This is a genomic window from Staphylococcus sp. mip270_02 (genome assembly GCF_054031535.1).
Genome location: NZ_CM132934.1, coordinates 2843605 through 2857032, shown reverse-complemented (window position 1 = coordinate 2857032; position 13428 = coordinate 2843605). Strand labels below are relative to the sequence as shown.

11 protein-coding genes are annotated in these 13428 nt (G+C 34.7%); 8 read left to right on the top strand and 3 right to left on the bottom strand.

Annotated features, from left to right (window positions below):
• The first annotated feature begins 23 nt into the window (after positions 1 to 23).
• From ACW5YJ_RS13720 to ACW5YJ_RS13690, 7 genes are all read left to right on the top strand, one after another.
• Positions 24 to 1061, top strand: coding sequence for a TRAP transporter substrate-binding protein (locus ACW5YJ_RS13720; protein ID WP_017722987.1), 1038 nt, complete (start codon positions 24 to 26; stop codon positions 1059 to 1061).
• Positions 1036 to 1545 (top strand): TRAP transporter small permease, encoded by a 510-nt coding sequence (locus ACW5YJ_RS13715; RefSeq protein ID WP_017722986.1) that lies wholly within the window; start codon positions 1036 to 1038, stop codon positions 1543 to 1545. The genes ACW5YJ_RS13720 and ACW5YJ_RS13715 overlap by 26 nt, the downstream gene beginning before the upstream one ends.
• Positions 1542 to 2837 (top strand): TRAP transporter large permease, encoded by a 1296-nt coding sequence (locus tag ACW5YJ_RS13710; protein WP_017722985.1) that lies wholly within the window; start codon positions 1542 to 1544, stop codon positions 2835 to 2837. The genes ACW5YJ_RS13715 and ACW5YJ_RS13710 overlap by 4 nt, the downstream gene beginning before the upstream one ends.
• 17 nt (positions 2838 to 2854) lie before the next feature.
• Positions 2855 to 4261 (top strand): glucuronate isomerase, encoded by a 1407-nt coding sequence (uxaC, locus tag ACW5YJ_RS13705; protein WP_107551104.1) that lies wholly within the window; start codon positions 2855 to 2857, stop codon positions 4259 to 4261.
• A 2-nt stretch (positions 4262 to 4263) separates the two neighbouring features.
• Positions 4264 to 5295 (top strand): mannonate dehydratase, encoded by a 1032-nt coding sequence (locus ACW5YJ_RS13700; protein ID WP_457338288.1) that lies wholly within the window; start codon positions 4264 to 4266, stop codon positions 5293 to 5295.
• Positions 5295 to 6116 carry an SDR family oxidoreductase gene (locus ACW5YJ_RS13695; protein WP_107551103.1) on the top strand — a complete coding sequence of 274 codons (822 nt, stop codon included), beginning with the start codon at positions 5295 to 5297 and terminating at the stop codon, positions 6114 to 6116. Before ACW5YJ_RS13700 ends, ACW5YJ_RS13695 begins: the two co-directional genes overlap by 1 nt.
• A 480-nt stretch (positions 6117 to 6596) precedes the next feature.
• The gene (locus ACW5YJ_RS13690; protein WP_017722981.1) at positions 6597 to 8318 is read left to right on the top strand and encodes an ABC transporter ATP-binding protein; all 1722 of its coding nucleotides are present in this window, start codon (positions 6597 to 6599) and stop codon (positions 8316 to 8318) included.
• Positions 8319 to 8436: 118 nt separating this feature from the next.
• On the opposite strand, the gene ACW5YJ_RS13685 is transcribed toward ACW5YJ_RS13690, so the two are convergent.
• From ACW5YJ_RS13685 to ACW5YJ_RS13675, 3 genes are read right to left on the bottom strand one after another with little or no spacing between them, the layout of a single operon-like run.
• On the bottom strand, positions 8437 to 9216 hold the full coding sequence (locus tag ACW5YJ_RS13685; RefSeq protein ID WP_017722980.1) for a DeoR/GlpR family DNA-binding transcription regulator: 780 nt from the start codon (positions 9214 to 9216) through the stop codon (positions 8437 to 8439).
• Positions 9217 to 9256: 40 nt separating this feature from the next.
• Complete coding sequence (locus ACW5YJ_RS13680; protein ID WP_457338287.1) at positions 9257 to 10495, bottom strand: MFS transporter; 1239 nt, start codon at positions 10493 to 10495, stop codon at positions 9257 to 9259.
• 15 nt (positions 10496 to 10510) lie between these two features.
• Positions 10511 to 11584 (bottom strand): alcohol dehydrogenase catalytic domain-containing protein, encoded by a 1074-nt coding sequence (locus ACW5YJ_RS13675; protein WP_457338286.1) that lies wholly within the window; start codon positions 11582 to 11584, stop codon positions 10511 to 10513.
• A 203-nt stretch (positions 11585 to 11787) separates the two neighbouring features.
• Between ACW5YJ_RS13675 and ACW5YJ_RS13670 the strand changes: the two genes are divergently transcribed.
• Positions 11788 to 13416, top strand: coding sequence for a ribulokinase (locus ACW5YJ_RS13670; protein WP_457338285.1), 1629 nt, complete (start codon positions 11788 to 11790; stop codon positions 13414 to 13416).
• Positions 13417 to 13428 lie beyond the last annotated feature (12 nt).

Sequence of the window (13428 nt, the reverse complement as noted above, 5' to 3'; positions counted from 1 at the left end):
CTAAATTAAAAGGAGCGAAAAACATGAAAAAATTTTTAGCTCTGTTTGTAAGCGTATTCTTTTTAGCTGGCATGTTAGTTATTGTGTTATCAGATTCTAAAGTTAGCGCAGAAAGTAAGAAAAAAGAAATTATGTTAGCGCATAATCAGCCAACCGAACATCCAGTACACAAATCACTTGAGATTTTTAAAGATAGATTAGAAAAAGAATCCCATGGACAGATAAAAGTTAATATATATCCAAATGGACAATTAGGTAGTGAACGTGAAGCTATAGAAATGACACAAACAAACGCAATACAGATGACTAAGGTTTCAGCAGGGGCATTAGAAAGTTTTTCTCCAACGTACTCCTTGTTTAATATGCCTTATTTATTTGAGTCGCAAGATAGTTATCGACATGTGATGCAAAAACAATCTGTACAAGATGCATTTTTTAAATCAACTGCTGATAAAGGATTTTTAGGTATTACTTATTACGATGCAGGCATGCGTAATCTCTATACAAAAGATAAAAAAGTTGAAACAAGTAAGGATTTAAAAGGGCTAAAAACTCGTGTGCAGCCTAGTAAAACAAGCGTCGATTTAATTAAATCTCTTGGCGGTACGCCTACACCTATGGATTTTGGAGAGGTGTACACTGCAATGCAATCAGGTGTGATTGATGCTGGGGAGAATAACGAAACAGCATTAACAAGTAATAATCATGGTGAGGTTGCTAAACATTATTACTATACGGAGCATGCCATAGTTCCAGACATACTAATAATAAATAAAGAAACCTACGACAGTTTTTCTAAAGAACAACAACAGTGGCTTAAAGATGCAGCGGCTTATTCAACTGACAAGCATGAAACGATTTGGGATAACGCGGTTGAGGATAGTAAGAAAACAGCTAAAGAAAAAATGGGTGTGAAATTCCATAACGTAGATAAATCATCATTCAAAGCGTCTTCAAAACCTTTACAAGATGAATTTAAAAAGAATCCAGACACTAAAGCGGATTATAAATTAATCGAAAAGGAGGAACAACGCTATGAAGAAAGCAAAGACAATCATTGATAAATTATTGCTAACTTTAGCTGGTATTGCCCTTTTCGTAATGGTTATCCTGTCGATTTACCAAGTGTTGACACGTTTTATCTTTAATAGTCCAAGTACTGTAAGTGAAGAAATAGTAAGATTTTTACTAATTTGGTTTGGATTACTAAGTGCAAGTTATGTGTTCGGTATCAAACAGCATATAGCTATATTATTTATCCGTGAAAAATTACCACAGAAAATACAATTAATAATGGAAAAAATTTCGGATATTATTTTAATTATTGTAGCACTGGTTCTTATGATTTGGGGCGGTTATGAGGTAGTTAAATTAACATGGTTACAAATAGCACCTTCAACTGGTTTATCAATGGCTGTGATGTATAGCGCACTTCCTGTTTCTGGTTTGTTTATTATTTTTTATGCTATATATAACCTGTTAGATAAACAAGAATTAGCGACAGTCCAAGAAGCTAATAAGGAAGATGGAGGTGAGCATATATGACAATAATGGCAGGTTTAGTATTGTTTATAACTTTTTTCTTCTTCCTATTATTCGGTTTGCCTATTGCACTAGCGATTATTTTGAGTTCGCTCATCACGTTGTTAATGATTTTACCATTTGATGTGACCATAGTGACGGCAGCGCAACGTATGGTTACAGGTATTGACGATTTTACGATGCTCGCCATACCACTATTCGTTTTGGCAGGTATCATAATGAACAATGGCGGCATTGCATTTAGGTTAGTTAACTTTGCAAAAGTGCTTGTAGGTCGTTTGCCTGGGTCATTAGCGCATACCAATATTGTTGGCAACATGTTGTTTGGTTCAATCTCAGGATCAAGCGTAGCAGCCGCAGCAGCAATGGGGCGCATCATGGGACCTATGGAAGAAAAACAAGGATATAGAAAAGAATACTCGGCAGCTGCTAATATTGCCTCGGCGCCATCAGGTTTATTGATTCCACCGAGTTCATTACTCATTGTTTACTCGCTTGTGAGTGGAGGTACATCGATTGCTGCATTATTTATAGCTGGTTATATACCAGGGATTTTGTGGGGCATTGCATGTATGATAATAGCTTTTATTATGGCGAAAAAACAAGGATATAAAGTGTCCGAAAGTATTGGTTGGAGAGATAAATTGTTTTTAACATTAGATGCTTTGCCGAGTTTGTTATTAATTGTCGTTGTTATTGGCGGTATCGTTTCAGGCATATTTACTGCGACTGAGGGCGCAGCTGTAGCCGTACTTTATTCGACTATATTATCGCTTATTTATAAAAGTTTATCATTGAAACAAATTCCTAATGTGATAAAAGAGACTGCAGAGATAAGTGGGATGATATTGTTCTTAATTACTGCTTCTGCATTGTTCTCACTTGTTATGAGTTATACGGGGTTACCTGAAGCTATTTCAAATGGCATTATTTCTATGACTGATAATCCAATCATTTTATTACTATTAATAAATGTCATTTTACTGGTAATCGGCACATTTATGGATATCACGCCAGCTGTATTAATATTTACGCCGATATTTTTACCAATTTCAGAAGTTTTAGGCATAGACCCAATTCATTTTGGGATTATTATCGCTTTTAACTTATGCATTGGTAACATCACACCACCAGTAGGTAGTGCATTATTTGTAGGTGCAAGTGTTGGCGACGTACGTGTAGAAGCAGTATTTAAATATTTAGTACCATATTTCATCGCATTAATTATCTTGATGCTATTTATAACATTTATCCCAGAACTTTCATTATTCCTTCCTAAATTATTAGGATTATAGAAAAGGAGCAAAATATTATGTCATTAATTACTGATGATTTTTTACTAAACAATAAAACAGCAGTGAAGTTATATGAAAAGGCGAAAGATTTACCTATTTATGATTTCCATTGTCATTTAGACCCTAAAGAAATTTATGAAAATAAAAATTATGAGAATATTACGCAGCTTTGGCTAGGGGGAGATCATTATAAATGGCGGTTAATGAGGGCCTACGGTATTGAAGAAGCATATATCACTGGTAATGCAGATGACTTTGATAAATTCCAAGCATTTATGCATATGTTGCCATATTCAATCGTTAATCCGATGTACCATTGGTGTGCACTTGAATTAAAACGTTATTTTAATGAGGATACTGATTTAGATAAAGTAAATATAAAAAAACTTTATAAATCATTAAACCGTAAATTAGCTAAGACGTCACACACACCACAGAATTTAATAAAGCAAAGTAATGTGAAAGTTGTATGTACGACAGATGACCCATGTGACGATTTGAAATATCATCAATTATTAAATGAAGATAAAAAAGTAACATTCAAGGTGTGTCCTACATTTAGACCGGATAGCTATGTATTTTTAAGTAGTGCCACAGTGCAAGAAAAAATAACTAAATTAGATGAAGCGACTGATTGTGACATTAATAACTTAAATAATTATATCGAAGCATTGAAAGCACGTGTGCATTACTTTGATAGACAAGGAGCTAGAAGTTCGGATCAAAGTTTTGAAAAAACACCATTAATGACTGCTTCGTCTGAAGAAGCTAATACGATATTTGAAACATTAGTAAGTGGTCAAAGTGTTTCAGAAACTGAACAATATGAATTAGCCGGCTATATTTTAACAGAAATTAGTAAAGTCTATCACGAATTAAATTGGGTAGTGCAATTCCACTTAGGTCCTACAAGAAATAATAATACAAATATGTATGACAAAGTAGGTCCAGACAGTGGTTTCGATAGTGTTGGAGAACAACTCAGCGCAAAAAGGTTAAATGCTATGCTAGACCATCTTGAGCAACATCAGGCACTTTCAGACACTATTATATACCCTAATAATGGAAATGATCATTTAATGGTCCAAGCGACTGCTGGTAACTTTTCAAATAGTGAACACAAAGTACAGTTAGGTGCAGCATGGTGGTTTAATGATACTAAAGAAGGCATGGAACGTCACCTAGTAGATTATGCCAACGTTGGTTTATTGTCTAAATTTGTCGGCATGTTAACAGACTCTCGTAGCATGATTTCTTATACACGACACGAGTATTTTAGAAGAATATTATGTAATTTCTTGGGAGAAAAGATTGAAAAAGGAGAAATTGCATTATCACCATCGACAATTGATCAAATGGTGAAAGATATTTGCTATAACAATGCAGTTAATTTATTCAAAATTGAAGGAGTTAAGGAGGAATAATTATGGAATTATCATTTCGCTGGTACGGGGAAGATGACCCCGTGACTTTAAAAAATATTAAACAAATACCAGATATGAAGCAAATCGTTACGGCGATTTATGATATACCAGTTGGTGAAGTTTGGACTTCCGAAAGAATCTCTCAGTTAAAACAATCTATTGAAGCGGAAGACTTAAAATTTGAAGTGGTAGAAAGTCTTCCGGTTAGTGAAAAAATTAAAATGGGGACGACGGAACGCGACGCTTTAATTGAAAATTATAAAATATCATTGAAAAATTTAGCAGCTAATGGCGTTAAAACAGTCACATATAATTTTATGCCTGTATTTGATTGGACTCGTTCACAGCTAGACTACGAACTTGAAGATGGATCTAATACATTAATTTATAAACACGATCAGTTGAAAGACATCGACCCTTTAACAACAGATTTGAATTTGCCGGGATGGGACGAAAGTTATTCGAGAGCAGAGATGAATCAACTCATTACAACCTATCGTGAAATGTCAGATGAACAATTGTGGGCAAACTTAAAATATTTCTTAGACGCAGTGTTACCAACTGCAATTGAGCACGATATTGATTTAGCGATTCATCCGGACGATCCACCATGGTCAATCTTTGGTATTCCTCGTATTATTAAGAATAATGACAGTTATAGACAATTACTAGCAATAAATGATAGTAAACATAATGGCATCTGCTTCTGTACTGGATCTCTGGGTTCCTTAGCTGAGAATGATTTACCAACTATGATTCGGGAATTTGGTACGCATATTCATTTTGTGCATATGCGTAATGTAAAACGCTTAGATGAATTTTCATTCGTTGAAACAGGCCACTTATCTAAAAATGGATCTGTAGATATGAAAGCAGTTGTAGAAGCATTAAGAGATATAGAATATAAAGGCACAATCAGACCAGATCATGGACGTATGATTTGGGGAGAAACAGGGAAAGCGGGCTATGGATTGTTCGATAGAGCATTAGGAGCAACATATATTAGTGGTTTAATTGAAGGAGTGAGTAAATAATGACTGCACAATTTAAAGACGTTAATGTCGTTATTACAGGAGCAACAGGCGTAATAGGTTCAACATTTGTGAAAGCACTTGTAGAAAAAGGTGCGAATGTGGGGATACTAGGACGCTCCGAAGAGAAAATTGTGAACTTACAAAATGAAATTGATAAAGAAAGAATACAAACCGTCGCACTGGTAGCTAACGTATTAGATAAATTGTCGTTACAACAAGCTAAACAAACGTTTAACGATAAATTTGGAAAAATTTCAGTACTTATTAATGGCGCAGGTGGTAATAATCCAAATGCTACAACGAATGATGAAATGTATGATGAAGACGGTGACAAAACCTTCTTCGATTTAACTGAAGAAGGTGTAGATAAAGTGTTTAAGTTAAACTACACAGGTACATTCTTACCATCACAAGTATTTGGTGAAGATGTGGTAGAAGTTGACACAGGAACAATTATTAACATCTCATCTATGAATGCTTTTACACCATTAACTAAGATTCCGGCATATAGTGGTGCTAAAGCATCAGTGAGTAACTTTACACAGTGGTTAAGCACTTACTTTGCAGGTCAAATTCGTGTGAACGCAATTGCACCGGGTTTCTTTGAAACAAACCAAAATAAAGCATTGTTGCGTAATGAAGATGGCTCATATTCTGAACGTGCTTCGAAAATTTTATCCCAAACACCAATGAATCGTTTTGGCGAACCTGAAGAAATTTTAGGTACACTTTATTGGTTAATGGATAACGCTATGAGTGGATTTGTTACTGGTATAGTCGTACCAGTCGATGGTGGATTCTCATCATATTCTGGAGTTTAGCAAAGATTTGTAACTGGCCGAGGGTCAGTTAATTGACAGGTCGAAGGAGAAAATAACCCAATGACTACATAGCTAACGTTTGTTTCAGTATAGAACCATAGGCGTTACGTTATGTTGTAAAGGTTTATATACTTAACCACATATAACTATCATTTCGAAAAGTGACGAAGTAAATATTGTAACAAATGTATGAATGGTTAATTATTATTGAGGGAGTGTGATACGAAACCGATGTCATCATAATTGGTTTCTGATCCACTCTTATTTTTATTGTAAAAGTATGTGGCAGCTTAGATTTAATAAACACAGAGAACAGGCATGAGATAACTATTTAATAAAACGTTGAAAATGATGGTAAGTAACCATCATTATTACAAAATGGATGTAGATCAATTATGAAAAAGCATTGATAATAATTATCACTTAATCCATAATGAAAGGCATATGCACATTTATAAATTATAGATTAGGTGGGATGTTGTGAAATCATTTTTGAAATATTATAAGCCATACAAAGGATTATTTTTTATAGATTTTGGTTCTGCCATAGTTGTCGGTTTATTAGAGTTAATATTTCCACTCATAACGAGTATTTACATAGATCGTCTGTTACCAACAAATAATTGGAATCTTATTGTAACTTTTGGATTGGTATTACTAGGCATTTTTGCTATTGAATCAGTGCTTAAATTTGTTGTCACATACTGGGGTCATAAGTTAGGCACAAATATAGAGCGAGATATGCGTAATGATTTATATAGTCATATTCAAAAATTAAACTTTAAGTATTTTGATAATCAAAAGTCTGGGAAATTAATAGGACGACTAACCAATGATTTAATGGATATTGGTGAAGCAGCACATCATGGCCCAGAAGATATATTTCTATCTATTATGACTTTAATCGGTGCGTTTGTAATTATGTTAACGATTGATGTGAAATTAGCGCTTATTACATTCTGTGTCGTGCCGATTGTTTTTATATTAGCTATATATTTCAGTCAAAAAATGTCTCGAGCATTTAAAGGGTTATTCGCGAATGTATCTCGTTTTAATGAATTGATAGCAGATAATGTTGGTGGTATTAGATTAGTTCAAGCATTTACTAATGAACGTCATGAACAACAGAAATTCAATAGTATAAATGACAATTTTAGAGCTACCAAATTAAAGGCATATAATTACATGTCATGGAATATTACGATTAGTCATATCGCCCAAAAATTAACACTGGTTATTGTGTTAATCGTAGGTAGTTATTTTGTATTACATGGAGATTTAAGTTACGGCGGTATCGTAGCATTTATTATGATTACGAACGTATTATTTAAACCTTTAGAACAAATTAACATGATTATCGAATTATTTCCAAAAGCTATTGCAGGATTTAATAATTTTAGAGAAATCTTAGCATTAGATCCCGAAATACAAGATAATCCACATGCTACTAAGATGCCGACAAAGCCTAAGACGATTGAGTATAAAGATGTATCGTTTGGCTATGGGGAGACACCCATTTTAAATCATATGAATTTAACAATTCATCAAGGTGAGAAGATCGCATTAGTTGGTCCAAGCGGTAGTGGAAAGACTACAATTAGTTCGCTATTACCACGCTTTTATGAAGTAGATGAAGGTGATATTTTAATAGATGGGCAAAGTATTCGTTCTATCCAATTAGCTTCATTACGCTCAGAAATTGGAGTTGTTCAGCAAGATGTTTTCTTGTTCTCTGGCACATTAAGGGATAATATTGTCTACGGTCATTTAGATGCCGATGAAACACAGATATGGAATGCCATCCGTAACGCTCAACTAGAAACATTTATAAATGAGTTGCCATTCGGACTTGATACACTCGTAGGAGAAAGAGGTACAAAATTATCTGGTGGACAAAAACAACGTATATCGATTGCGAGAATGTTTTTGAAAGACCCATCTATTATTATTTTAGATGAAGCAACAAGTGCACTAGATATTGAAACAGAAAATAAAATTCAAAAAGCGTTTAAGAAACTTTCAGAAGATCGAACATCTTTAATTATTGCGCATAGGTTATCAACGATTAAAGATGTAGATCGTATAATATTTATAAAAGATGGACAAATATTGGAAGAGGGAAGTCATGAAACCCTTATGCAACAAGACGGTCCATATAAACAACTTTACACATCACAATTTGCGGAAGTTGAGACTTTTTAATTTTAAAGTAGATAAATAAAAAGCGTACATCAATAGGCTCAGTACCTAATGATGCACGCTTTTTTGTTCACACAAATAGTAAATAGTGTTTGTATATTGGGACTGTTTTTTAAAAGGGTTAAGATTGTGTGTTTACATTTACTGTAATGATTTTATTAAAATGATTGTGATAACTTTGCCAATCAATTTTTGAGTTAGTTTGGTCCGTTACCAATACATCGATTGCGTCATTAGGACAAACGTGATAAAGAGACACTTTGTCAAATTTAGAACTGTCAGTAAGCACATAAATTTCTTTGGCTTGTTTAACCATTTGTATTTTTGTAGAAGCTAGTGTGTCATTAAAGTGTGTAACGCCTTTTTCTAAATCAATAGCAGGTGTTGCGAGAAATAATTTAGAAGGGTTAAATTGTTTAAGCGCTTCGTTTGTCATCATACCATTCAATAAGTAATTATCTTTATATAAGGTACCACCAGTAACGATGACTTGGTTAGATGTTGATTTTAAAATAGAAGCAATATGAATATCATTAGTGATAATTGTTAAATTGCTTTTTTGTGCAAGCGCACGCGCAAAATGTAATGTCGTCGATCCAGAATCAATGAACAAAGTGTCGTTCGTCTCAATAAATTCAGCAGCTTTTTGACCTATAGCTACTTTCTCATAATAATAACTTGTTTCACGGTCATCAAAGTTTAATTCATCCCAAACCTCCGTGTCATTTAATACGACACCACCATGCGTCCGCTTGATGTGGTTGTACTGTTCTAATTTATTTAAGTCACGACGGATCGTTGCTTCATGTACATTGAATTCTTTAGCTAACGTGTGTATCGTAGCTTTTTTATTAGCTTTCAAAAATGTAATAATATGTTGTTCTCTTTCTGCTGGTAACATCGACGACAACCTCCTAAAATTATTGTTTGGCTATTACTAATTATGCGGTATATTCACCATTTTGCATATGTTTTGGCATTTTAATAAAATAAGTCAGGAATGTACTGATAAAGTATAAAATGGCAAGGACCCAAATCACGCCGATTGCGTCTATACTACCGATGAATAGATAAACAATCATTGGACCGACAAATACAGGTAAACCAGCACCTAAGTTAAGCACGGATAAAGCTGCGCCCTTATCTTTTTTAACAAGGGAAGGTACTAATGCAGATAGTGGTACATATGCTGCAATAAACGCGCCCCAACAGAAACCAACAATTGTTAATAAAGATAAATTGCCATCTGTCCAAATAGGAACATAACCCATCAATAGTACTGAAATACCGCTTCCAATGCCACCGAAATACATTACAGTATTACGCCAACCAATCTTGTCCCCAACAACACCAAAGATAAGGTTAAACAAGATATTACCAACAAAAATAGTGGACCATACTGCTAGCCATTTAGAGGTCGGAATACCAAAAGATGATAAATAGATAGGTAAAAAAACTGGAAACGCGAATTGTGCCGTCGTATTAATTACACGAACAATACCACCTAATAACACTTTTGGTTCTTCGGCAACAATAGTTACACCTTTAAATACTTCTTTAAGTTTTTCTAAAGCACTACCTTGGCTTGCAGGTAGTGTATCTTTATTTAATATTATAGTAAAGATGCCCCCTAGAACAACCCATATTAATGAGCTCCATAATGTATTTATATGCCCTAAATATTCGATTGCCCAAATAGAATAGAGAGCGCCAAGAACGTTTAAGCCGCCTGTGAAGACAAACCAAAACCATCCAACTGCTGCGCCGAGTGTCTTTTGTTCGGAACGATAAGATATCCATACTAAGAATGAATAAGCAAATAACGGATAACCCAACCCTCTTAATGCATATGCTGGCAACATTAATGATAAGTTTTGAGATGGAATTGCAAAGCCAACAAAGAAAATTGTACCGATAATGTAGAAGAATAAGCCTAATAGCATGGTACGTTTACCGCCAAGTGCTTCTGCAAATACACCACTGAGCCAACTTGCTATAGCAACTGTTACACCATATGCAGAGAAGAGTAAACTTGTTTCTTGAACAGAGAAACCATGTCCATGTAGCCAAGGGCTTAGCCAACCAATCTCTAAGCCGTCACCCATCATAAAAACGATGATACCAATATAACCCCAAATAATTTGTCGAGGCATACCTAGAATAGAACTTGAATTATTCATTTATAACCCACCTTTTTAGTCATTTTCCCAATGATATTGTAAATAAGTTTTCTTCCATCCTTTGTTTGCTGTTGTATCATCTAACGCTACTTTTAAATCATTTGTATTATAAATATGATAATAAGTGTCAGGAATTAATTGTCTTAACGCTTTCTGGTATTGCTTGTTGCTGAATGCATTGATAAGCTGTTCGAATTCGCGTTTTGTACTACGAGAACTTCCTGAAAATGTTAACCCTTTTTCAAGTACATCGCGCGTATTGATACCGACACGCTCCTCAGTGACCCCCATTAATACAATATGACCTTGTCTATCAATTAAATCGATGGCTTGGTTAATAGCAGATTCAGAGAATTTGCCTCCAGCACATTCAAAGACAGTATGTACGCCACGATGTTGTTTGAAATCATAGTCAAAGACTAAATGAGTCGTTGCAAAACTTTCGAAAGCAGCTAACTTTTCTTCGATGGCTCCAAACACTAACAATTGTTCTTGTTTTATACCGTAAATATAATGTAATGCTGTAGCTGCTAAGTAACCAACGGGGCCATCACCGAATATGGCAACTTGAGGAGAGTCATCTGTAGTGATATGTTCAAGTTGATTGATAGGGAATAACGAAACAGAACATAACTCTGCTAACAAAGCAACGTCTTCATCTAAATTATCAGGTACTTTAACTACATTGTCTCCAGGCACAACCAGTTGATCTTGGCATATACCATCAAAGCCACTTCCCATAAATAAAGCATGTTCATCATAATTATCTTGATAAGGAGAAGGTGCAAAAGTTTGTTTACGTAGGTAAGAAGGAATATTTGGAACAATGACAACCTTGTCACCTGGGATGAAATCTGAATGCTTGGAGTCTTCAACGATACCAATTCCCTCATGAAACAATGCCATAGGTAATTTTTTTGCGAGTGCTTCAGGACGACGATTGCCTGTGTAATAGCGTAAATCTGCATGACAGACACTTGCTTTAGTTGGTCTAATAATAATATCTCTATCGTCGTAGTCATGAATAAGTGTAGCTTGTTCGAATTGACCAGGTTCAGTTAATCGAAAAGCATTCGATTGAATTTTCATATTTGCACATCTCCTTAATATTATTTGTTCATATATGTTTATATCGACAATAGTAAACGCTTACAAGTGGATTTGTCAAACTCAACTTGTTTTATTTTGCAGTTATTTGTCCTTTTGTGATTTTTTGTGTTGATTTTTAGTTTGAATTTAATTATGATTTAAGAAAGCGTTTTCTTTAAGAAAGGTGAATGGGGGCTTATACAATGAGTTACAGCATAGGCATTGATTTTGGTACAGGTTCAGGTAGAGCATTTTTAATTAATACTGAAAATGGAAAAATTGAAGAACAATATATAAAAAACTATACACATGGCACAATAGAAGGTGAGTTGGGTGGAGAGAAACTACCCCAAAGCTTTGCGCTCCAAAATGCCAATGATTATATGGAAATTATTGAGACAGGTATTCCTGCCATTATAGAAAGAACCAATATTTCAGTGTCTGAAATCGTTGGCATAGGCATTGATTTTACATCTTCAACAGTTATATTTGTAGATGAACAAATGGAACCCATACACAACAGAGCAGGTTTTCAAAATAATCCGCATGCTTATGTAAAGTTATGGAAACACCATGGTGCACAAGATGAAGCAGATTTATTATTTAAGACTGCATTAGAAGCTAAAAATAGATGGTTAGGGTACTATGGATTTAACGTTAGTAGTGAATGGATGATTCCTAAAATCATGGAAGTTAACAATAAAGCGCCTGAAGTTATGGACGTTACAGCAAATATTATGGAAGCGGGCGACTGGATTGTAAATCGCCTGACTGGTCAGAATGTAAGGTCTAATTGTGGATTGGGCTTCAAATCATTTTGGGAAACAGAAACAGGTTTTCATTATGATTTATTTGATAAAGTAGATTCAAATTTATCTGATATTGTACGTACAAAGGTTGATGCACCAATAGTCAGTATAGGTGACAGTGTAGGTACTTTGTGCAAAGAGATGGCAGAAAAACTAGGTTTGTCACCGGATACACAAGTCAGTCCTTTTATCATTGATGCACACGCAAGTTTATTAGGTATCGGTTCAGAAAAAGATAAAGAAATGACCATGGTTATGGGCACTAGCACATGTCATTTAATGCTTAATAAAGAACAACATAAAGTTCCTGGAATTTCTGGATCAGTTAAAGGAGCCATCATTCCGGATTTATATGCTTATGAAGCGGGGCAAACGGCAGTAGGTGACTTGTTTGAATATGTCGCTAAGCAAGCTCCTTATGATTATGTTAAAACAGCAAAATCACGTGGAATATCTATATTTGATTTACTTAATGAAAAAGCTGCCCAACTTTATCCAGGTGAAAGTGGTCTTATTGCCTTAGATTGGCATAACGGTAATCGTAGTGTATTAAGTGATAGTAATTTAAAAGGTAGTCTATTTGGTATGAGTTTACAGACAAGACATGAGGAAATCTATCGTACATATTTGGAAGCAACTGCATTTGGTGCAAAAATGATTATGCAACAATATCAAGGATGGCAAATGGAAGTTGATCATGTATTTGCTTGTGGAGGTATTCCTAAAAAGAATGGTTTATTGATGGAAATCTATGCCAATATATTAAATAAGAAGATTACTGTAATTGATAGTGAATATGCACCAGCAATTGGTGCAGCAATATTAGGCTCTATTTGTGGAGGTGCCCATCCTGATTTCAATTCAGCTATAAAGGCGATGAAAGAACCGGTACTTTATCAAGTAGAACCAGATCCTCAACAAGTACGTATTTATAAAAAATTATTCAGCGCTTACAAAGAATTGCATGATTTACATGGTTACAAAAAAGCACGTATTATGCGCAATGTTAGTGCACTGATGTAACTTTACAGTCCT

Bases quoted from the DNA above. Each gene is read 5' to 3' on its own strand.
- ACW5YJ_RS13720 (WP_017722987.1), top strand. From the start codon at position 24: ATGAAAAAATTTTTAGCTCTGTTTGTAAGCGTATTCTTTTTAGCTGGC.
- ACW5YJ_RS13715 (WP_017722986.1), top strand. From the start codon at position 1,036: ATGAAGAAAGCAAAGACAATCATTGATAAATTATTGCTAACTTTAGCT.
- ACW5YJ_RS13710 (WP_017722985.1), top strand. From the start codon at position 1,542: ATGACAATAATGGCAGGTTTAGTATTGTTTATAACTTTTTTCTTCTTC.
- uxaC (WP_107551104.1), top strand. From the start codon at position 2,855: ATGTCATTAATTACTGATGATTTTTTACTAAACAATAAAACAGCAGTG.
- ACW5YJ_RS13700 (WP_457338288.1), top strand. From the start codon at position 4,264: ATGGAATTATCATTTCGCTGGTACGGGGAAGATGACCCCGTGACTTTA.
- ACW5YJ_RS13695 (WP_107551103.1), top strand. From the start codon at position 5,295: ATGACTGCACAATTTAAAGACGTTAATGTCGTTATTACAGGAGCAACA.
- ACW5YJ_RS13685 (WP_017722980.1), bottom strand. From the start codon at position 9,216: ATGTTACCAGCAGAAAGAGAACAACATATTATTACATTTTTGAAAGCT.
- ACW5YJ_RS13680 (WP_457338287.1), bottom strand. From the start codon at position 10,495: ATGAATAATTCAAGTTCTATTCTAGGTATGCCTCGACAAATTATTTGG.
- ACW5YJ_RS13675 (WP_457338286.1), bottom strand. From the start codon at position 11,584: ATGAAAATTCAATCGAATGCTTTTCGATTAACTGAACCTGGTCAATTC.
- ACW5YJ_RS13670 (WP_457338285.1), top strand. From the start codon at position 11,788: ATGAGTTACAGCATAGGCATTGATTTTGGTACAGGTTCAGGTAGAGCA.